This is a genomic window from Limnohabitans sp. 2KL-51 (assembly GCF_003063645.1).
Lineage (GTDB): Bacteria > Pseudomonadota > Gammaproteobacteria > Burkholderiales > Burkholderiaceae_C > Limnohabitans_A.
In genome coordinates this window covers 21,397-41,777 of sequence record NZ_NESJ01000020.1, presented here as the reverse complement: position 1 = coordinate 41,777, position 20,381 = coordinate 21,397, and the positions used below count along the sequence as shown (strand labels likewise).

The 20,381-nt window shown below is 63.1% G+C and carries 17 protein-coding genes and 1 pseudogene; all 18 read right to left on the bottom strand.

Going from position 1 to position 20,381, the window contains the following annotated elements; translation table 11 throughout:
• Positions 1–9 precede the first annotated feature (9 nt).
• The gene (locus B9Z49_RS18085; RefSeq protein WP_108354836.1) at positions 10–1,290 is read right to left on the bottom strand and encodes a D-alanyl-D-alanine carboxypeptidase family protein; all 1,281 of its coding nucleotides are present in this window, start codon (positions 1,288–1,290) and stop codon (positions 10–12) included.
• Positions 1,291–1,417: 127 nt separating this feature from the next.
• On the bottom strand, positions 1,418–2,254 hold the full coding sequence (locus B9Z49_RS18080; protein WP_108354835.1) for a CoA ester lyase: 837 nt from the start codon (positions 2,252–2,254) through the stop codon (positions 1,418–1,420).
• Between the two features lies 1 nt (position 2,255).
• On the bottom strand, positions 2,256–3,626 hold the full coding sequence (locus B9Z49_RS18075) for an MmgE/PrpD family protein (RefSeq protein WP_108354834.1): 1,371 nt from the start codon (positions 3,624–3,626) through the stop codon (positions 2,256–2,258).
• 23 nt (positions 3,627–3,649) lie between these two features.
• Positions 3,650–4,831 carry a CaiB/BaiF CoA-transferase family protein gene (locus tag B9Z49_RS18070; protein WP_108354833.1) on the bottom strand — a complete coding sequence of 394 codons (1,182 nt, stop codon included), beginning with the start codon at positions 4,829–4,831 and terminating at the stop codon, positions 3,650–3,652.
• A 355-nt stretch (positions 4,832–5,186) separates the two neighbouring features.
• Positions 5,187–6,347 (bottom strand): acyl-CoA dehydrogenase family protein, encoded by a 1,161-nt coding sequence (locus B9Z49_RS18065; RefSeq protein WP_108354871.1) that lies wholly within the window; start codon positions 6,345–6,347, stop codon positions 5,187–5,189.
• A 37-nt stretch (positions 6,348–6,384) separates the two neighbouring features.
• On the bottom strand, positions 6,385–7,263 hold the full coding sequence (locus B9Z49_RS18060; protein WP_108354832.1) for a MaoC family dehydratase N-terminal domain-containing protein: 879 nt from the start codon (positions 7,261–7,263) through the stop codon (positions 6,385–6,387).
• A gap of 79 nt (positions 7,264–7,342) precedes the next feature.
• Positions 7,343–8,890 carry a class I adenylate-forming enzyme family protein gene (locus tag B9Z49_RS18055; RefSeq protein WP_108354831.1) on the bottom strand — a complete coding sequence of 516 codons (1,548 nt, stop codon included), beginning with the start codon at positions 8,888–8,890 and terminating at the stop codon, positions 7,343–7,345.
• A 3-nt stretch (positions 8,891–8,893) separates the two neighbouring features.
• Complete coding sequence (locus tag B9Z49_RS18050) at positions 8,894–9,877, bottom strand: tripartite tricarboxylate transporter substrate binding protein (RefSeq protein ID WP_108354830.1); 984 nt, start codon at positions 9,875–9,877, stop codon at positions 8,894–8,896.
• Between the two features lie 60 nt (positions 9,878–9,937).
• Positions 9,938–10,915 (bottom strand): nitronate monooxygenase family protein, encoded by a 978-nt coding sequence (locus B9Z49_RS18045; protein WP_108354829.1) that lies wholly within the window; start codon positions 10,913–10,915, stop codon positions 9,938–9,940.
• A gap of 7 nt (positions 10,916–10,922) precedes the next feature.
• Entirely contained in the window at positions 10,923–11,903 is a 981-nt protein-coding gene (locus tag B9Z49_RS18040) for a tripartite tricarboxylate transporter substrate binding protein (protein ID WP_108354828.1), read from the bottom strand.
• A gap of 132 nt (positions 11,904–12,035) precedes the next feature.
• The gene (locus B9Z49_RS18035) at positions 12,036–13,010 is read right to left on the bottom strand and encodes a tripartite tricarboxylate transporter substrate binding protein (RefSeq protein WP_108354827.1); all 975 of its coding nucleotides are present in this window, start codon (positions 13,008–13,010) and stop codon (positions 12,036–12,038) included.
• A 45-nt stretch (positions 13,011–13,055) separates the two neighbouring features.
• A complete protein-coding gene (locus B9Z49_RS18030) occupies positions 13,056–14,222 on the bottom strand; it encodes an acyl-CoA dehydrogenase family protein (protein ID WP_108354826.1) in 1,167 nt (388 codons plus the stop codon).
• Positions 14,223–14,242: 20 nt separating this feature from the next.
• Positions 14,243–15,505, bottom strand: coding sequence for a thiolase (locus B9Z49_RS18025; RefSeq protein ID WP_233254704.1), 1,263 nt, complete (start codon positions 15,503–15,505; stop codon positions 14,243–14,245).
• 36 nt (positions 15,506–15,541) lie between these two features.
• Positions 15,542–15,856: pseudogene (locus B9Z49_RS22415) on the bottom strand (Zn-ribbon domain-containing OB-fold protein); the annotation flags it as partial.
• Between the two features lie 10 nt (positions 15,857–15,866).
• Entirely contained in the window at positions 15,867–16,787 is a 921-nt protein-coding gene (locus B9Z49_RS18020) for an SDR family NAD(P)-dependent oxidoreductase (RefSeq protein ID WP_108354824.1), read from the bottom strand.
• Positions 16,788–17,063: 276 nt separating this feature from the next.
• On the bottom strand, positions 17,064–17,882 hold the full coding sequence (locus B9Z49_RS18015) for an enoyl-CoA hydratase/isomerase family protein (protein WP_108354823.1): 819 nt from the start codon (positions 17,880–17,882) through the stop codon (positions 17,064–17,066).
• A complete protein-coding gene (locus tag B9Z49_RS18010) occupies positions 17,879–18,670 on the bottom strand; it encodes an SDR family oxidoreductase (RefSeq protein WP_108354822.1) in 792 nt (263 codons plus the stop codon). The genes B9Z49_RS18015 and B9Z49_RS18010 overlap by 4 nt, the downstream gene beginning before the upstream one ends.
• Positions 18,667–20,364, bottom strand: a complete 1,698-nt coding sequence (locus B9Z49_RS18005) for a long-chain-fatty-acid--CoA ligase (RefSeq protein ID WP_108354821.1) — start codon at positions 20,362–20,364, stop codon at positions 18,667–18,669. Before B9Z49_RS18005 ends, B9Z49_RS18010 begins: the two co-directional genes overlap by 4 nt.
• Positions 20,365–20,381 lie beyond the last annotated feature (17 nt).

The window sequence follows — 20,381 nt, the reverse complement described above, 5'->3', positions numbered from 1 at the left end:
GAACAAGGCTCAATGGCCGAACAAATGGGTCACGTGCTGCCATGCGCGCAACAACAAGCCAGAGCGTTCCACTTCGGTTTGCGCCACCAGCGGGGTTTCGCCCACCGGCTTGCCCTTCGAGGTTGCCACCACTTTGCCGATCACGGTGCCCTTGGCGATGGGGGCCTCAAGACCCGGCTTGAACTCGACCGTGGTCTGCACTTGCTGGCCACGCGGCACGGTGAGCATCCACGGTCCGCCCAAAACGGCAGGGACTGTGTCGGCCTTGCCAAAGCCGACCTTGGCCGTGGCAACGACCGCCGTCGGCGGGATGGGTGTGGCTTTTTCAAACTGGCTGTAACCCCAGGCCAGCAGCTCGCGCGTCTGATCCGCGCGCGCCTGGGCGCTGTGGGTGTTGAGGATGACCGAGATCAGGCGCATTTCGTTGCGCTTGGCGGAAGTGACCAAGCAGTAACCAGCCTCTGCGGTGTGGCCGGTTTTCAGGCCGTCCACGGTGGGGTCGGTGTAGAGCAGGGCATTGCGGTTGCCTTGCTTGATGCCGTTGTACTTGAACTCGCGCTCGGCGTAGAGGGGGTAGTACTCGGCGCCGTCTTGGATGATGGCCCGCGCCAAGATGGCCAGATCGCGCGCAGACGACTTGTGCGCCGGATCGGGCAGGCCTGTGGGGTTGACGAAGGTCGTTTTCGTCATGCCCAGGCGCTGGGCCTCGGCGTTCATCAGTTTGGCAAAGCCTGCTTCAGAGCCCGCCATGTGCTCGGCAATCGCTTTGGATGCGTCGTTGCCCGACTGCACGATGATGCCGCGCAGGATGTCGATGACGGTGGCTTGGCTGTTCAGCGGCAAATACATGCACGACTCGGCGCTGGTGCCTCGGCACCATGCGTTTTCACTGACGCTGACCAGATCGGTGGGCTTGAGTTTGCCCGAGCGCAACGCCTGCTCGACGATGTAGCTGGTCATCATTTTGGTGAGCGACGCGGGCGGCAGGGCTTCGTCTTGATTGGCCGAGGCCAGCACCTGGCCAGAGTCGAAGTCCATCAGCAGCCAGGCCTTGGCGGGCAGCGCGGGCGCGTTGTCGGCCAAAGCAACTTGCGCCGCCAGTGGTGGCAAGGCGTTGGTGGCGGCCGCAGCCTTTTTGCCAGGTGCTGCTTTTTTGCTAGTTACGGCCTTTTTGGCCGCAGCGATCTTGCTCTCAGGGTGTTTGGCTGCAAAAGAAGCCGACGTGGGCCCCAGGGTGCCTGCGGCGATGGCGAAGAATAAGGAAAGGAGAGAGAAAGTTTTGATGTGCATGGCTTTGATGTGCTGAGCGCCGATTGTCGCCGATCAGACTGCACATACACCACGACATACACCACCACAAGGCCCACGACAAGGCCCACCGATTGGGCGCCTGCCAGAATTCAGAACACCCGACTTTTCAAGCGCGAGGCGCCTGGAGAATTTGGCGCGCCAGCAAGAGCACGGGCGGGTCGACCATCTTGCCGTCCACACTGAAGGCACCGCCTCGTGCCTGTGCCTGCGCAGCCAGCACGCGCTCGGCCCAGACACATTCGGCCTCGGTCGGGGCCAAGGCCTGGTGCACGCCCACGACTTGTGCTGGATGGATGCACAACTTGGCACCGAAGCCAAAGCGGCGGCTGCGCTGCGCGTCTTGCGCCAACACCTGCGCATCGGTTGTGGCGGTGGTCACGCCATCCACCGGGGCGGGCAAACCGGCGCGGCGAGAGGCCACCACCATCGCCAACCGAATGGGGGCAAGTTCTGCTTCGTCGGGTCCGCAGCACATGCCGAGATCGGCCTGCAGGTCGATGTGCCCCAAACCCAAACGCAGCACAACCTCTGCGCGGGACAAGGCGTCCATCTGCCCCACGCCTTCAGCGCTTTCGATCAAGGGCAGCACCGGCACGCCGCAGACCAGAAAGGCGCGCTCAATCTGCTGCGCGGTTTCAGCCTTGGGCAGCATGACCGCACCCAAGCCGGGCAAGTGGCGCAGCATCGCCAGGTCGGCCTCGTGCCAAGGTGTGGCTGCGGGATTGACGCGCACCAAGAGGCGGGCGCGTTGGGCTTCGTCAAAACCCGGCCAGGCCGCTGCCAACGCAGCGCGTGCTTCGTCTTTGGCATCCAGCGGCACGGCATCTTCCAGGTCGATGATCACCGCATCAGAACCACTGGCCAGGGCCTTGGCAAAGCGCTCGGGGCGGTTGCCCGGCACAAACAAGAAACTGCGCGCTTGCGCGAGCGGCAACATGGTCATGTCAAACAGGGGCCAAGAGCACGCCAACCTTGGGCCAGGCTGCGACTTGCCAAAGCGCGTCCAAGGCTTTGCGCATGGCCTCGGGTGTGGCCCCTCCGCTGAAGGCGGCCAGGCGCAAAGCCTTGTCGGTGATCTCTTGGCGCGAGAGGGTGTTGCCCGGGTCGCCCTTGGGCTCGTCCACACGGCCGTGCAGCACGCGGCCGTCGGTGGTGGTCACGCTGACCTTGCCGATCCAGCGCTTGGGGTAAGCGCCATCCACTTCCGGGTCCAGCACCATCTCCACTTTGTCGCGCAAAGCCTGGGTGGCCCCGGTCTGGAAGGCTTGCTCGAATTCGTTCAGGCCGGCGTGGCCAAACTGCGCCGCCATGGCCAGTACCGTGCCCATCGAGAATTTGCTCTGGTGCACCGTGGTGGGATTCACCACCGGGCCCAGCACATCGATGGCCCCCTGGTGCACGTGCGTGACGACTTTGGCCAAGTCCGACGACTTGAGCCCGTGGGTTTGCATGACGCGCAGCAAAGCATCGGCCGCGGGGTGGGTGTGGCGGCAGCTGGCGTGGTACTTGAAAGAGGTTTCCGCCGTGGCCCAACGGGTGCCCAGACCGTCGATCAAGCGGGCTGGGTCGGCATCGCTGGACATGCCAGCGGCCATGCCTTGTGGGCCTTCAAAGATGTCGGCGGCACCGGTAAAACCATCCTGCGCCAGGTAAGCCGACATCAGGCCTGCGCCGGCCGCATGTGCGGTGTGCAGGATCTTGCTGTCGGCGGCTGTGCGCAAAAACTCCCACAAACCGGCAGACTGCGTGCCGGCCGAACCCAAAGCGTGCTGCATCTGACGGGCGTTGAGCCCCAACAAATGCCCCACAGCAGCAGCAGCGGCCAGCGTGCCGGCCGTGCCGGTGGTGTGAAACACACGGTAGTGCGATCGCCCCAGAAATTCGCCCACACGGATACCCACTTCGTAACCCACCACCGAAGCGGCCAGCAACTGTTGGCCGCTGGCACCCAAGGACTGCGCCACCGCCACCGCAGGCGAAAACACCACCGTGGCCGGATGGAACACCGAGCCGTTGTGCACATCGTCTTGCTCGGCTACATGCGAAGCCGCGGCGTTGACCATGGCGGCTAGGTAGGGCGAGTTGCTGGTGCCGTCCACGATCACCTCGGCAGCTCCCTGAGCCGAAGCCTGGGCCGATCCCATCGCTCGCGCAAAGCGGTTGATGTTCTCCACAGGGCGCGAACCATGTCCGCCCACCGTGGCGCCGAACCAGTCGACCAACAGGTCTTCGGTCTTGCGAACCACCGGCTCGGGAATGTCTTCAAAATGCAGTTGCGCTGCAAAGGTGGCGAGTTGGGCAGAGTAAGAAGTCATGCGTTCTCCTGGAGATGGGGGGGTCAAATGGACTGGGCTTGGCGCAGGGCCTGCACGGCCGCGTCGTCCAGGCCCAGCTCGCGCAGAATAGCCTCGGTGTGCTCGCCCACGGCGGGCACGGGGTCCATGCGGTAGTCGTAACGGTTGTTGCGCCCGGGCGGCAGCAGGGCGGGGATGTCGCCCGCGGGTGAGCCCACCTGTTGCCAGCGTTGGCGCGCCTTGAGCTGCGGGTGCGCCCAGAGGCCGGCCATGTCGTTCATCCGGGCGTTGGCGATTTGCGCTTGGTCCAAGCGCGCTTCGACCTCGGCCGTGTTCATGGCCGCAAACACGCCCAAAATCAGTTGCTGCAGATCGGCACGGTTGACGTTGCGCAGGGCGTTGGTGCTAAAGCGCGCATCGGTGGCCAAGGCTGCATCGCCCAGCACCACTTCGCAAAACACTTTCCACTCGCGCTCGTTTTGCAGACCCAGCATCACGGTGCCGCCGTCGCCCGCTGCAAACGGGCCATAGGGGTAAATGCTGGCGTGAGACGCTGCCGTGCGCGGTGGCGGCGCTGCACCGTCATAGGTGTAGTACAGCGGGTAACCCATCCACTCGCCCAAGGCTTCGAGCATGGACACGTCGATGTGGCTGCCCTGGCCGGTCTTGCCGCGCAACAGCAGGGCCGACAGGATGTTGGTGTAGGCGTACATGCCGGCTGCGATGTCGGCCATCGAGTTGCCCGCCTTGGACGGTGCGTCGGGCGTGCCGGTGATCGACAGCAGCCCGGCTTCGCTCTGGATCAAGAGGTCATAGGCCTTCTTGTCGCGGTAGGGGCCGTCTTCGCCGTAGCCAGAAATGTCGCAAACGATCAGCTGGGGGTGGGTGGCGCTGAGGGCTTCAAACGACAGGCCCATGCGCGCGGCCGCGCCGGGTGCGAGGTTTTGCACCAGCACATCAGCGTCTTTGAGCAGCTCGCGCAGCACGGCCATGGCCTCGGGGTTTTTGAGGTCGAGCGTCAGGCTTTCTTTGGAGCGGTTGGTCCACACAAAGTGCGAGGCCTGACCGCGCACCCGCGTGTCGTAGGCCCGCGCAAAGTCGCCCGAACCGGGCCGCTCGACCTTGATGACGCGTGCACCCAAGTCGGCCAGTTGCCGCGTGCAAAACGGCGCGGCAATCGCGTGTTCGAGTGAGACGACGGTGACGCCGTCCAGAGGTCTTGTCATATCGATCCAGCCCCAATATTTTTGAATGTGGTCAATTGCGTTGCTTGCATGCCGCTGCGTTTGCCCCCGTAGGAGCCCACCCCTGTGGGCGATGGTTTGAAAAGCATGTGCCACGCCCTATCGCCCACGGGGTGGGCTCCTACAAATACAGGGCTTCGCATCTTGTGGTTCATCTTCACAGCCTAAATATTTTTGAATCTGGTCAATTGCGTTGCTTGAATGCCGCTGAGTGTCTCCCCGTAGGAGCCCACCCCTGTGGGCGATGGTTTGCAAGGCGTGTGCCACGTCTTATCGCCCACGGGGTGGGCTCCTACAAATTCAGTGTTGTTCATCGGCAGCGGCTGAGCACTCGTACTTAAAACGAACGGGGCAGCCCGAGGATGTGCTCGGCCACGTAGCTGAAGATCATGTTGGTCGAGACCGGGGCGACTTGGTACAAGCGCGTCTCGCGGAACTTGCGCTCGATGTCGTATTCACACGCAAAGCCAAAGCCGCCGTGCGTTTGCAGGCAGACGTTGGCCGCTTCCCAGCTGGCCTTGGCCGCGAGGTACTTGGCCATGTTGGCTTCGGCCCCGGCGTTTTGCATGGCGTCGATTTTTTCGCAGGCTTTCCAACGCATGAGGTTGGCGGCTTCCAGCTCGATGAAGGCGTCAGCGATCGGGAACTGCACGCCCTGGTTTTGGCCAATCGGGCGACCGAACACCACGCGGTCTTTGGCGTATTTGGTGGCGCGGTCGATGAACCAGTAGCCGTCGCCAATGCACTCGGCGGCGATCAGCACGCGTTCGGCGTTCAGGCCGTCGAGCAAAGTCTTGAAGCCTTTGCCCTCTTCGCCCAAGAGTGCGTCTTCGGGGATTTCGAGGTTGTCAAAAAACAGCTCGTTGGTTTCGTGGTTGACCATGTTCAAAATCGGCCGCACGGTCAGGCCGTTGCCGATCGCTTGCTTGAGATCGATCAAGAAGCAGGACAAACCTTCGGAGCGCTTGGTCACCTGGTCGGCAGGCGTGGTGCGGGCCAGCAAGATCATCAGGTCGCTGTGCTGGATGCGCGAGATCCAGACCTTTTGGCCGTTGATGACCCAACGGCCGTCTTTGCGCACGGCGGTGGTTTTGAGCTTGGTGGTGTCGCTGCCGGTGGTGGGTTCGGTCACGCCCATTGACTGGATGCGCAACTCGCCGGTGGCGATCTTGGGCAAGAGCGTGTTTTTCTGCGCGTCAGAACCGCTGCGCACGATGGAATTCATGACGTACATCTGGCCGTGGCACGCGCCCGAGTTGCCGCCCGATCGGTTGATCTCTTCCATGATGACCGAAGCCTCGGCCATGGACAGGCCCGAGCCGCCGTACTCCTGCGGAATCAACGCGGCCATCCAACCGGCTTTGGTCAGTGCGTCGACAAACTCTTCGGGGTAGCCGCGTTTTTCGTCGACCTTGCGGTGGTACTCGTCAGGGAACTGGGCGCACAGGGCGCGCACCGCGTCGCGAATGTCTTGGTACTGGTCGGGTGTGGTTTGCATGGTGGTGGTGTCGGTAAAAAAATTCAGGCCAAAAATGTCAGGCCAGCGTGGCTTGCGCTTGAATGGTGAGCCAACCTTCGTGGTCGCTGGCCCAAAGGTCAATGGTTTTGCCGTCAGCAGACGGACGGCCGTTCAGGCGGAAAGGGTGCAGGTCAAACGTGGGGCGCACCGCGCGGAACTGGAACGAGGCCAGGCGCGCACCGGGCACTTGCCTGCGCACCAGGTCCACCAGCAAGGTGGCGATCAAAGGACCGTGCACGATGAGGCCGGGGTAGCCTTCTTCTTGCGTGACGTAGCTGCGGTCGTAATGAATGCGGTGACCGTTGAAGGTGAGCGCCGAATAGCGAAACAGCGACACCGGATCGGGCACAAACTCGCGCTGCCAGGGCGCGCCGGTCTCGGCCGCGGTGGGCGGCACTTCGGGGGCACCCGGCACAGCCGCAGCGCGGTAAACGATGTCGTGCGTTTCGGTCAGGCACAGGCCCTGCGCGTTGCTGAAAGCATGCTCGACTTCGACAAACAGCAGGTCGCCCGTGCGGCCTGCCTTGTGTTTGACCGAAGCGATGCGCGAATGCTTTTGCGCGGCGTCACCCACGCTTAGCGGGTTGCTTTGCCACTGCAGGCGGCCACCAGCCCACATGCGACGGGGCAGCGGCACCGGCGGCAAAAAGCCCCCGCGCGCAGGGTGGCCGTCCGGCCCGATCTGGCTTTGCCGCGCCTGCGGCAAAAAGTACAGCCAGTGCCACAGCGGCGGCACTTCGCTGCCTGCGGCTTGGCGGGCATCATCACGGTCGAGCAAAGCACTTTGGCCACGCAACGGGGCGGCCACGATCTCGTCGGTCAGCGTTTCGCTGCGGCCTTCCCAACTGCGCAGGTGGGCCACTTGTTCGTCGTCTAAATTTGAAGAGGTGGTCATAGGGTCGATCTTCGCGCAGTTGGAGCCGGAACGCCGTCTGTCTTTGTGAAAGTCCGCCTTTACAAGTCAAGAAGCGGGGTCATGCCTTGCGCACCTGGGCCGCATCCCATTGTTCAAGCAGCTCGCGTTTGAGCACTTTGCCGCTGAGTGTCATGGGCATGTCGGGCACCAAGGCCATGACCGAAGGGCGTTTGTAGGGCGACAAATGTTCATGGGCATGGGCCTTCAGGGCCTGCAGGTCCAGCGGCACGCCGGGCTTGGCTTCGATGAAGGCCAGGATGTCCTCGTTGCCATCGGCCGCTTTGCGCCCGACCACCGCCGCTTTTTGCACACCAGGCCAGGCCAGCAAAATCGCCTCGACCTCGCCGGGGTACACATTGAATCCTGAGCGGATGATCATTTCTTTTAGACGCCCCACCACCTGCAATGCGCCATCGGCGTCTTGTCGGCCCAGGTCGCCGCTGGCGTACCAACCGCCGGGTTGGATGACTTTCGCGGTGATCTCAGGGTCGCGAAAGTAGCCTGGCATCAAACCCACGCCGCGCATCCAGATCTCGCCTGTCTCGCCAACCGGCAAGTCTTGTCCCTGCGGGCTCATGATGCGCAGCTCAGCCCCATCGACCAAATAACCGGCGCTGGTGTCCGCCCGCCGTTCGTTCAGTCGGCACAGCGTCAAAGCGCCTGCGTATTCCGACAGGCCATAGCCGTGGTGCAAGGGTTTGCCAAAGCGCGCCTCAATGGCCTGCTTGACGCTCAGGTCGAGCGGGGCAGCGCCGGTGTAGACGTAGCGCAAATCAGGTGCAGCAGGGTGATCGATGCCCTGTGTGTCGAGCCAGGCCAGCAAGCGGGTGAACATGGCGGGCGGGCCTTGCAGCTGCGTCATGCCTTGGTGGGCCAGTGCCTCAAACACGTCGGCCAGATCAAACTGGCTGCGCATGAGCAGACCTGAGCCCGCGTGCAGCGAGGCCATGAGCACCGTGCCCAGGCCAAAGATGTGCGTCATGGGCAAATAAGCGTACGACCGGTCCGACGGCCCCAGCTGGCGTGACTGCGCCGAGACCCGCGCAAACTGCAACAGCCCCGCGTGCGTGAGCATCACGCCCTTGGGCTGGCCGGTGGTGCCCGAGGTGAAGATGATCGCGGCCACCTGCTCGGCCAGATCACCCGTCTGCGCGGTGGCCTGCGGCCTGACAGCTGCGCGCTGCAAGCCGGGCAGCACGCTCGCTTGGGTGTCGTGCTGCGCCGCATGCTGGCGCGCCGCTTCGGACACGCCCACCGTGAAATACAACACACGCGCATCGGCCTTGTCGGCAAAGCCCGCCAGCTCAGTCGCCGTCACGCGGGCATTGACCCCGCAGGCCCAGGCCCCCACGCGGCTGCAGGCCAACACCAGGGCCACATGCTCGGGGCAGTTTTCTGCCGCCACCAGCATCCGGTCACCCACGCGCACACCGGCATCGCGCAACTCGGCTTCCAGTGCATCCACTTGCTGCGCCAACTGCCCCAGCGTCATCACCCCCTGCGTCAGATACAGAAAAGGATGGTCCGGAGCCTGTTCAACGCGTTCGTCAAACAGGTGGTGAATGCGGGTATGGGTGCGGGTGTGGGGGGTCAATTGCAAAGACATGATTTATTCGAAGGTCATGCCTTTGGTCACCTCGGCCCACAGCGCATGTTCGCGGCGCATGCGCTCGGCCAGGTCGGCGGGTTTGGCGTTCCAGATCACATAACCCTGGTCCACCCAGCGCTTGTTCAGCTCGGGGTCTTGCAGGGCGCGCGCTGTGGCGGCCGTGATCTTCTGGCTGAGTTCGGCGCTCATGCCCAGCGGGCCATACAGGCCATACCAGCCGCCCACGTCGTAATCACGAACGCCCAGCTCGGTCATGCTGGGCAGCTGCGGCAGGGCCGGGTTGCGCTCTTTGGAGGTCACTGCCAAAGGCTTGACCTTGCCGCCGTCGATGTGGGCCTTGGCACCGCCCACGATGTCAAACATCATCTGGATCTGCCCACCCATCACATCGGTCATGGCCGGGGCGTTGCCCTTGTAGGGCACATGCGTCATGGTGATGCCCGCACGCCGTGCAAACAACTCGCCGCTCAGGTGATTCGATGCGCCCATGCCGGCCGAGCCGTAGGCCAGCTTGCCCGGATTGGCTTTGCCAAAGGCCACCAATTCGGGCAAGGTTTTGAAGGGTTGGTTCTGGTTGATGACCAGCACGTTGGCATAACTGAGGATGGTGGCCAGCGGGGTCATGTCCTTGAGCGGGTCAAAGGCCATGGCTTTGAGCACATGGGGGCTGATGGTCATGGTGGGGCTGGCGGCATAAAAAATTTCAAGGCTGTTGGGCGCGGACTTGACCACGGTGTTGCCTGCCACCGCACCGCCTGCGCCGGGCCGGTTTTCCACGATCACGGGCTGGCCCAGTTCGCGGCTGAGCACCGGCGCGAAGACCCGCGCCGATGAATCCACAGGCCCGCCAGGGGCGTAACCCACGATGAGCTTGACGGTGTTGTTGCCTGTGGACTGGGCCCACAGGGGCAGGGCGGATGTGGTGCACACCGCCCCCAAAAGGGCCATCAGCAAACGGCGCTGGGTGGATGGGGTTTTTGTCATGGTTTGTCTCCTGGGTTTTTTAGGGTTGCTGGCTTGGGGGGTGATCAGTTGGGGCGGCGCTCAAGGGGGATGTGCCCAGGCCTGCGCGCGCCCAAGAGCCGCGCGGCAATCGGCCACCATGCGTTCGATCAGGTCGGCGCAAGTGGGCACATCTTCGATCAGGCCAATCACCTGACCCGCTGCGACCACACCGCCGTTGACGTCGCCCGATTGCAGGGCTTGGTTACCGCGCTGCCCAGCCACCAGGTGGCGGATGTCTTCAAAACTGCAGCCGCCTGCGCGGTTTTCAGTGGCCACCACTTCTTGCGACACCGCGTTGCTCCAGGCTCGGGTGGTGTTGCGCATCGTGCGGAACATCAGTTTCGTGTCGCGCTCGGTGGCACCCACAAGCGCTTGCTTGATGTTGTCGTGCACCGGTGCTTCTTGCGTGACCAAAAAGCGCGTGCCCATGTTCACGCCTTCGGCGCCCAACGCCATGGCCGCTGCCATGCCGCGCCCATCGGCAATGCCGCCCGAGGCAATCACTGGCACCTTCAGCGCCCGCACCGCCAGCGGGATCAACACCAGACCCGGCACATCGTCCTCGCCGGGGTGGCCCGCGCATTCAAAGCCGTCGATGCTGATCATGTCCACGCCATTGCGCTCGGCGCTCAGGGCGTGGCGCACCGAGGTGCATTTGTGCACGATGGTGATGCCCGCGTCCTTCATGCGGCCAATAAAGTCCTTGGGGCTGTTGCCCGCCGTTTCCACGATCTTCACGCCGCTGTCGATGATGACCTGCAGGTACTCGCCGTAGGGCGGCGGATTGATCGAGGGCAAGATGGTGAGGTTCACACCAAAGGACCGGTCGGTCAGGGTGCGGGTGCGGGCAATCTCGTGCGCCAGCGCTTGCGGCGTGGGCTGGGTGAGGGCCGTGAGCACGCCCAAGCCACCCGCGTTGGACACGGCCGAGACCAGCTCGGCCTTGCCCACCCACTGCATGCCGCCTTGAATGATGGGGTAGCGGATGCCCAGCAATTCGGTGACGCGTGTTTTCATGCCACGTTCAGTTCAGGGTGATCTTGGCGTCGCGGATGATGCGGGCGTAAATGTCTGCATCGCTCTTCATGACCTTGCCAAAGCTGTCCGAGGTTTCGCCACCGGGAATCAGGCCCATGGCTTCGATCTTCTCGCGCACATCGGGCAGCTTAAGGATGCGCTGGGTCTCGGCCGAGAACTTGTCCACCACCGGCTTGGGCGTGGCCCCTGGCAAAAGCAAGCCTACCCAGCCCATGGGCTCGAAGGAGTTGAGGCCCTGCTCCTTGAACGTGGGCACATTGGGCAGCCACGACAGGCGCTCACTGCCCGTCACACCCAGTACCTTGAACTTGGGAATGTGCTGACGGGAAGAGCCTGCGTCCATGAAGGCGGTGGACAACTGCCCGCCCAGCATGGCCGTGACCAAAGGCGCTGCGCCTTGGTAGGGGATGTGCAACAAATCTATACCCGTCTGCAAGTTGAGCAGCTCGCCTTGCAGGTGAGCCGAAGTGCCGGGGCCGTATGTGCCAAAGCTGTACTTGCCGGGGTTGGCCTTGACCAGCTTGATCAACTCGGCGAGGTTGTTGACCGGCAAAGTGGTGCTGGCTGCAAACACGGCCGGGGTGATGGCCACACGGCTGATCGGGGCGAAGTCCTTGATCGGGTCGTAGGGCAGCTTCATCAAGGTCATTTGCTGCACCAGCGCCACGATGCCAAACAACACCGTGTAGCCATCGGCCGGGGCTTTGGCCACCAGGTTGTTGCCAATGGTGCCACCCGCTCCGGGCTTGTTTTCAACCACCACCGTCTGCTGCCAACTCTCTTGCATTTTTTGCGCGACCATGCGGGCCAGCACATCGGTGGTCCCGCCTGCAGGGTAGGGCACGATGAATTTGATGGGCTGGCTCGGGTAAGCCGTCTGGGCTTGGACCAAGGTGCTGCCTGCGCCCATCAGGGCCAAACTGCTGAGCGTGGCCAGGGTCATGCGGCGTGTGATGGTCTTTTTCATGTCTTGTCTCCTTGGATTGTTGTCGTGAACGCGTGATCAAAATATTCAGCCGCGGGCCTCAGGCAACCTGTTGCGGCCAATAATGATTGTTGTATCTGGGTCGTCCCCTCATTGTCATGGGCGGGCCTGGTGTCAGTTCAGGGTGATCTTGGCGTCGCGGATGATGCGGGCGTAAACGTCGGCATCAGACTTAACGATCTTGGTAAAGCTCTCGGTGGTTTCACCACCTGGGATCAGGCCCATGGCTTCGATTTTTTCACGCACATCGGGCAGCTTGAGGATGCGCTGGGTTTCGGCCGAGAACTTGTCCACCACCGGCTTGGACGTGGCCCCTGGCAAAAACAGGCCAAACCAGCCCATGGGCTCGTAAGAGTTGAGGCCCTGCTCTTTGAGTGTGGGCACATTGGGCAACCACGACAGGCGTTCGGTACCGGTCACGCCCAGCAGCTTGAACTTGGGCAGATGCTGCTTGGAAGAGCCCGCATCCATAAAAGCCGAAGAGAGTTGACCGCCCATCATGGCCGTAACCAGGGGCGCACCGCCCTGATAGGGCACATGCGTCAAGTCCAGGCCCGACTGCAGATTGAGCAAAGCCCCTTGCAGATGGGCCGAGGTGCCCGGGCCATACGAGCCAATGCTGTGCTTGCCGGGGTTGGCCTTGACCAAGCTGGTGAACTCGGCGAGGTTATTGATGGGCAGTGTGGGCGATGCGGCCAGCACACTGGGGCTGATGGCCACACGGCTAATCGGCGCAAAGTCCTTGATCGGGTCATAAGGCAGCTTCATCAAGGTCATTTGCTGCACCAACGCCACGATGCCAAACAACACCGTGTGGCCATCGGCCGGGGCCTTGGCCACCAGATTGTTGCCAATGGTGCCGCCTGCGCCGGGCTTGTTTTCGACCACCACAGTTTGCTGCCAGCTGTCTTGCATTTTTTGTGCGACCATGCGGGCCAACACATCGGTGGCCCCGCCAGCGGGGTAGGGCACGATGAACTTGATGGGCTGGCTCGGGTAGGCGGTTTGCGCTGGCGCACCCGCTGCCCCCAGCAGGGCCAAGCTGCTCAATGCGGCCAGGGTCATGCGGCGTGTGATGGTCTTTTTCATGTCTTGTCTCCTTGGGTTGTTGTCGTGAACGCGTGATCGAATTGTTCAGCCGCGGGCCTCAAGCACCATGTTGCGGCCAATGATGATTTGTTGTATCTGGGTCGTACCCTCATACAGGCGGAACAAACGCACATCGCGGTAAAAGCGCTCGATGCCGTATTCAGACAAGTAGCCCGCGCCACCCAAAATTTGCACCGCACGGTCGGCCACGCGGCCGCACATCTCGGACGCGAACATCTTGCAGCACGAGGCCTCGGTCGACACGCTGCGGCCTTCGTCGCGCTTGCGCGCGGCATCGATCACCATGCACTCAGCCGCGTACAGCTCAGCTTTGCTGTCGGCCAGCATGGCCTGCACCAGCTGGAACTCGGCAATGGGCTGGCCGAACTGCTTGCGGTCTATGGCGTAGCGCAGCGCGTCATCGAGGATGCGCTGGGCCACGCCCACACACACAGCGGCCAAATGGATGCGGCCTTTTTCGAGCACCTTCATCGCGGTCTTGAAGCCCTGGCCTTCTTTGCCACCGATCAGGTTGGCGGCGGGGACACGCACGTTGTCAAACATCACGTCGCAGGTGTGGGCGCCTTTTTGGCCCATCTTCTTGTCGTTCTTGCCCAGGCTGATGCCGGGCGATTGGGCGTCGACAATGAACGCCGACACACCGCCCGCGCCCTTGTCGGCCCGGTTGGTGCGCGCCATGAGCGTGAAGATTTTGGAATGCGGCGCGTTGGTGATGTAGCGCTTGGTGCCGTTGACGATGTAGTGGTCGCCCTCACTGTCCGTGCCTCGGATGGCGGTGGTGCGCAGCGACGCAGCGTCCGAACCCGCGTCAGGTTCGGTCAGCGCAAACGAGGATGACAACTCGCCCGTGGCCAGCTTGGGCAGGTAATAGGCTTTTTGTTCTTCGGTGCCGTCCATCAAGATGCCCTGCGAGCCAATGCCCACCGTGGTGCCGATCACCGAACGGAAAGCGGGCGAGGTCTTGCACAGCTCAAACAAGAGACGTGCCTCTTCTTCCGTGGTCAGCTCCAGGCCGCCATAAGACTCGGGGATGGTCAGGCCAAACAGGCCCATTTCGCGCATCTCTTGCACGATGGCTTCGGGGATCTCGTCGGTGTCGGCGACTTCGTTCTCGGCGGGCACCAAGCGCTCGCGCACAAAACGGCGCACGGAGTCGAGCAGGGCTTCAAAGGTTTCGGGGTCTCGGATCATGGTGAATTCGCGGAGTTTTTTTACACGGTTTCAAAAGTGCCGAGAATGGCAGTCGACTGGCTCGACAGCGTGCCGCCGTTGCCATGGGCCAGCGCGGTCTGCACGCCGGACACTTGGCGCTCGCCGCCTTCGCCGCGCAACTGGCGCACGGCTTCAATCACGGTGAAGATGCCGTACATGCCCGGGTGCGTGCACGACAGGCCGCCGCCGTTGGTGTTGACCGGCAAACGGCCACCGGGTGCGATGCCGCCGCCTTCCACAAAGGCACCGGCTTCGCCTTTTTTGCAAAAGCCCAGGTCTTCCAGAAACAGCAAGGTGTTGATGGTGAAAGCGTCATACAACTGCACCACGCCCATGTCGGCAGGCGAGAGGCCTGCCATGGCAAAGGCTTCGCGGCCGGACTGGCTGGCGGCAGTCACTGTGAGGTCATGCATTGCCGAAATTTGGCGGTTCCAGTTGGCGGTGGCGTTGCCCAGCACGTACACCGGCTTTTTGGGCAGATCACGCGCACGGTCGGCGCGCACCAACACAAAGGCACCGCCACCGTCCGTGACCAGGCAGCAGTCGCGCACCGACAAGGGATCGGACACCATGCGGGCCTTGAGCACCTCTTCGATGGAGAGCGGATCGCGCATGAAGGCTTCAGGGTTGCGCTGCGCCCAAGCACGCGCGGCCACCGCCACTTCGGCCAACTGGCGGCGGGTGGTGCCGTACTGGTGCATGTGCCGCCGCGTGGCCAGCGCGTAGGCGCTCAGCGGCTGCATCGGGGCGTAGGGGGTTTCATAAGGCTGCGGGTCCATCACGCGGCGCGCCTGGGCGATCTCGGCGCGGCCAAAGGTGGAGGTGCGCTGCGTGCTGCCGTAGCACACCAGCACCGCGTTGCACTGGCCCGACTGCAAAGCCATCATGGCGGGCAAAATGTGCGCCACAAAGCTGGAGCCGCCCAGCATGGTGCCATTGATGTAGCGGGGGTTGATCCCCAAATACTCGGTCACAGGCATAGGCCACATGGTGGACAGCACACTGGCGGTGCACAGACCGTCGATGTCGCTCATCTTCAAACCAGCATCGGCCACCGCGGCGCGCGCGGCGCGGGCCAATACTTCCATCTCGGTAAAACCCGTGGCCTCGCCGCAACCAAAGGTGGCCACACCCGCGATAACGGCGCTGCCGCGCAAGGCTTTCAGGCCCGACGAGGTGTGCACGGCTGCCGATGCGGCCGGGCCACGGGGCACGGGCTTGGCCGAGGCAGCGGTTGTCCTGACTGGATCAAACACCACCATGCCTTGACCCTTGTCGACCGCCACGCGGGCCTGCACACGCTGGCCCACCTGCACGGCGTCGACAGGGTCCATGTCCACACGGCTCATCAGGCGCACGCCTTCGTCCAGATCAATCAGGCAGACGTTGTAGTCGCCGCCCGCGTCGGGTTTGCGGCGCACCGTGGTCACCGAATACACCGTGCCCAGACCCGAGGGGGGCACCAGGCTCAGGTCGTTGCTGCCGCAATGCGGGCAGACCTCACGCGGGAAATAAATGTGCTGGTCACAGCCCTTGCAATGCTGGACCATAAAGTGGCCTTCATCGAGGGCGGCTTGGTGCTGCGCGAGCACACCTTTTGCGTTGTCGCTCATCGTGTTTTCCTCAGATCGGGTCCCAGCTGAACACATCGCCCGAACGCTCAAGGTCAAAGAAGCTCGACTTGAGAGCGGGCATGGCTTGGTCCAGCACCGACTGCGGCGTCCAGCCCTCGCTGCGGTGCACCGAGCGGATGGGGCGCGGCTGGCTCATCAAAAAGATTTCGTTGTTGCGCACGGCAAAGACCTGGCCGTTCACATGGGCCGAGGCGTCGCTGGCCAGGGCCACGGCCATGGGCGCGATCTTGGCGGGCGTCATCTGCTTGATGCGTTCAACACGGGCCTGCTCTTCGGGTGTCTCGGTCGGGATCGAGCCGATCATGCGGCTCCAGGCAAAGGGCGAAATGCAATTGGAGCGCACCTTGAACTTTTGCATGTCGAGCGCGATCGACTTGGACAGCGCGGTCACGCCCAGCTTGGCCGCCGAGTAGTTGGCCTGGCCGAAGTTGCCCACCAGCCCCGAGGTCGAGGTCATATGGATGTAGTTGCCGCTTTCCTGCTCCTTGAAGTGCGGGGCAGCGGCGCGGCTGACGTAGAAAGCGCCGTACAGGTGCACCTTGAGCACGGCATCCCATTCGTCCATGCTCATCTTGTGGAAGAAGCGGTCGCGCAAGATGCCAGCGTTGTTGACCACCACGTCGATGCGGCCAAAGCTGTCGATGGCCGTCTGGACGATGCGGGCCGCGCCTGCGGCGTCAGACACGCTGTCGGTGTTGGCAGCAGCCTGACCGCCCATGGCTTGGATTTCGTCCACCACTTTTTGCGCGGGGCCTGCGTCCTGGCCTTCGCCCGACACCGAAGCGCCAATGTCGTTGACGACCACCTTGGCGCCTTCACGCGCCATGGCCAGCGCGATGTCGCGGCCAATGCCGCCACCTGCGCCCGTGACCACCACGACTTTGTCTTGAACCAATCCTGTTTTGCTCATTTTTTTCTCTTTCAGGTCGTGGGGCGAACGTCTGGCGGGCCAGCGTCACCCCACTGGGGGTTGATGTATCTTGCGGCGTTCAGTGATTCTGAACAATCTTCGAATGCTGAAGCGGGTCTTTCGGATTGCCGAACTCAGGGATTGCCCTTGGTTTGGGGCCTGTCCATGGGTCTGCAAAGCCTTGTTTTGTAGGAGCCCACCCCGTGGGCGATTTTGTGAGGCCCTGGGTCTGCGTGAAATCGCCCACGGGGTGGGCTCCTGCAAAGAAGTTGCCTCTCAGTTTTTGTCCTGCGCTGGCCAGGCAAACAAGGGGGCCTGCTTGTTCAGAAACCGCCCCACTGCTTCGCGGTGTTCGGCGGTGCCTGCGGCCAGGGACTGGGCCTGCGCTTCGGCGCTCAGCATGTCTTGCAGGCCGCCGCCCAAGGCGTTGTTCAGGCTGCGCTTGATGAGCGCCACCGCCGCAGGCGACGCGCCCACAAAGCTGCGGGCCAAGGCCTGCGCACGGGGCAGCAGCTGGTCCGGCGCGTGCAGCTCCATGACGATGCCCAGTCGCAAGGCCTCTTGCGCGTCGATGTCGCGGGCTGAAAGCATGATTTCTTTGGCGCGCTGTACGCCCACCACGCGGGGCAAGGTGTAAAGCGCGCCCACGTCGGGCACCAGCCCGACCTTGAGGAAGGACATGTTGAACCAGGTGCGCGGCGTGGCCAGCACGAAGTCGGCCGACAGCGCCAGGCTAAAACCCGCTCCGGCAGCCGCACCATCGACCGCCGCGATCACCGGGCGGTCGAGCGTCAGCAACAGCTGCACCCACTCGTGCAGGGTCTGCATGCGGCCGAGCCAGCCGCTATTGTCCAGATTGGCCGCGACGATGTTTTTCAGGTCACCGCCCGAGCAGAAATGCCCGCCTGCGCCAGTGAGGATCACTGCGCGGATGGTCTTGTCGTGCTGGATATGTTGCAGGGCCACCGCCAGCTCGTCGCGCATGGCGGGCTCGAGTGCGTTGCGTTTGCTGGGGCTGTCAAAGGTGATGGTGGCGACCTGATCGGTCACATCGAACTGCAGCAAAGAGGGTGAGCTTTTGGAGGGGATGATCATGAGAGGCTTCCTGAGTAATCCCGGCCACCGGCCAGGGAACTGCCACCGTCCACCGCCAGGATGGCACCGGTGACAAATGCGGCGTGCTGTGACGCCAAAAACAGCGCCATGTCGGCGATCTCTTCCACCCTGCCCATGCGCTGCAGGGGCACGGACTGCGTCATGCGTTGCAGCGCTTCGGGCGTGGGTGCCAAGCGGCGAATGCCTTCGGTGTCACCGATCGGGCCGGGCACAATGGAATTCACGCGCACGCCTTCGGGGCCCCACTCCATGGCCAGCACGCGGGTGAGCATGTCCACACCCGCCTTGGCGGCGCACACATGGGCCTGAAACTTGGTGGGGTTGAAGGCCTGCGGTGCCGAGATATTGATGACACAGGCACCCGGGCGGCGCAAGTGTTCGTAGCCTGCACGCAGCACATGGAAGGTACCGTTCAGGTCAATGTCCACCACCGTCTTGAAGCCGTTGGCAGACATGCCCAAAGCGGGTGCCAAAAAGTTGCCCGCCGCGCCCGACACCAGCACATCGAACGGGCCGATGGCATCACGCGCCTGCTGCAGCACAGCGGCAATGCCGGGGGCGTCGCGCACATCGGCGCTGTAACCCTCTACCTGCGTGCCGTGTTGGCGCAACTGCTCGACGGCTTGGGCCACACGCTCGGCATTGCGGCTGGCAATCACCACTTTGGCCCCGGCCTGCGCAAACGCGGTGGCAATTCCCAGGTTGATGCCGCTGCTGCCACCGGCCACAAACACCGACTGGTCTTTGAAACTCAGAGGAATTCTCATGGGGTCTCCTTGACGGACGTTGTATTTAAGCGCTCTTGCTCTTGCAGCTGCCGCCACAGGATCTTGCCGGTGCCGGACTTGGGCAGGGTGTCCACAAAGCGCACGATGCGCGGGGTTTTGTAGGCGGCCATGTGCTCGCGGCTCCAGTCGATGAGGTCTTGCTCGGTGACTTGGCCTTGGAAGGCAGGCTTGAGCACCAAGAGGGCCATGACGTTTTCGCCGCGCTTGTCGTCGGGCACGGCGATCACGCAGGCCTCGTGCACGGCTGGGTGTTCGTACAAGGTGTTTTCAACCTCAGCGGGCCAAACCTTGAAGCCCGAGACGTTGACCATGCGCTTGAGGCGGTCACGCATGAAGAAGTAACCCTCTTCGTCCACACTGGCCAAATCGCCTGTACGGAAAAACGTTTGGCCGTCCAGCTCAAAAAATGAGGACTGGTTGGCCTGCTCGTTTTGCCAATAGCCGCGCATCAGTTGCGCGCCACGCGTGACCAGTTCACCCACCTCGCCCACGGGCAACTCGCGCAGGGTCTCCGGATCTACGATGCGCGTGTCCACGCCAGGGGTGATGACGCCCAGACACTGGCGCTTGCCGCGTGCCGGGGGATTGCACATCAAAAATGAGGCGGTCTCGGTCATGCCGTAGGCCTCGTTGTAGGTGATGCCAAAACGTGTTTGCAGCAAATTGGCCACCGTCTCCGGCATGGCCGCGCCGCCACCCGCCAAGGTCGACAAGCTGCTCAGGTCGCGCTGCGCTGCCGCCGGGCTGGCAAAGAAGTCGATCAGCATGGCGGGGGGCGCCGACCATGTCGTGACGCGGTGCTGCTCGATCAGCCGTGCCGCTGACGCCGCGTGCCAGCGCGGCAGCATGACCACGGTGGCACCCAGCGTGATCGGCACATTGAGGCCACCCTGCATGCCCAGCATGTGGAACAAAGGCGCGACGGCCAAAAACACCGAGTCCATGTGCATGCTGCGCCAAACCTGCGCAGCCATGTTGGACGCCAGCACAGTGGCGTGGGTGTGCATGCAGCCCTTGGGGTGGCCGGTGGTGCCCGAGGTGTAGGGCAGCACACACAGGTCTTCGCTGTGTGGGTGTTGCGCGGGCGCAGGCAAGGCCTGTGCGATGGCGTCTTCGAGCCCGTGCAGGCCCGGGGCCTCGGTCCACTGGCGCGGAGCCAACACAACATCGGGCACTTCGTCGCTGACGGGCTGCGCGGGCAAGCCTTCTGAATACGCATGCACCAACACGGCTTGCAAGGCATCAACATCGCCCGGCTGCAGCAGGGGTATGACCTGGGGCAACAACTCCTGCGCCACCATGGCCACACGAGCACCGCAGTCTTGCAGGTAGTAGCGGATTTCGCTTTGCGTGCACATGGCGTTGACCGGCACCACCACGGCCCCAGCGCGCATGATGCCGTAGTAGGCCGCCACGTATTGAGGGCAGTTTTGGCTCATCAACAAGACCCGGTCGCCGCGCTGCACACCCAGCCGCTGAGTGAGGTAACCGGCCAACGCCTCCACACGCGTGAGCAGCGCCACGTAGCTCAACGAGCTGCCGCAAAAAATCACGGCAGGCTTGTTCGGAAAGCGCTCGGCCGCGACCTGAACGTAATGCGTGAGCGGCACCTGCGGCAAGCTCAGCGTGCGAGGAACCCCTTTGGGCCAATAAGGCAGCGACGATGTGGACATGAGCAGCTCTTTCGGCA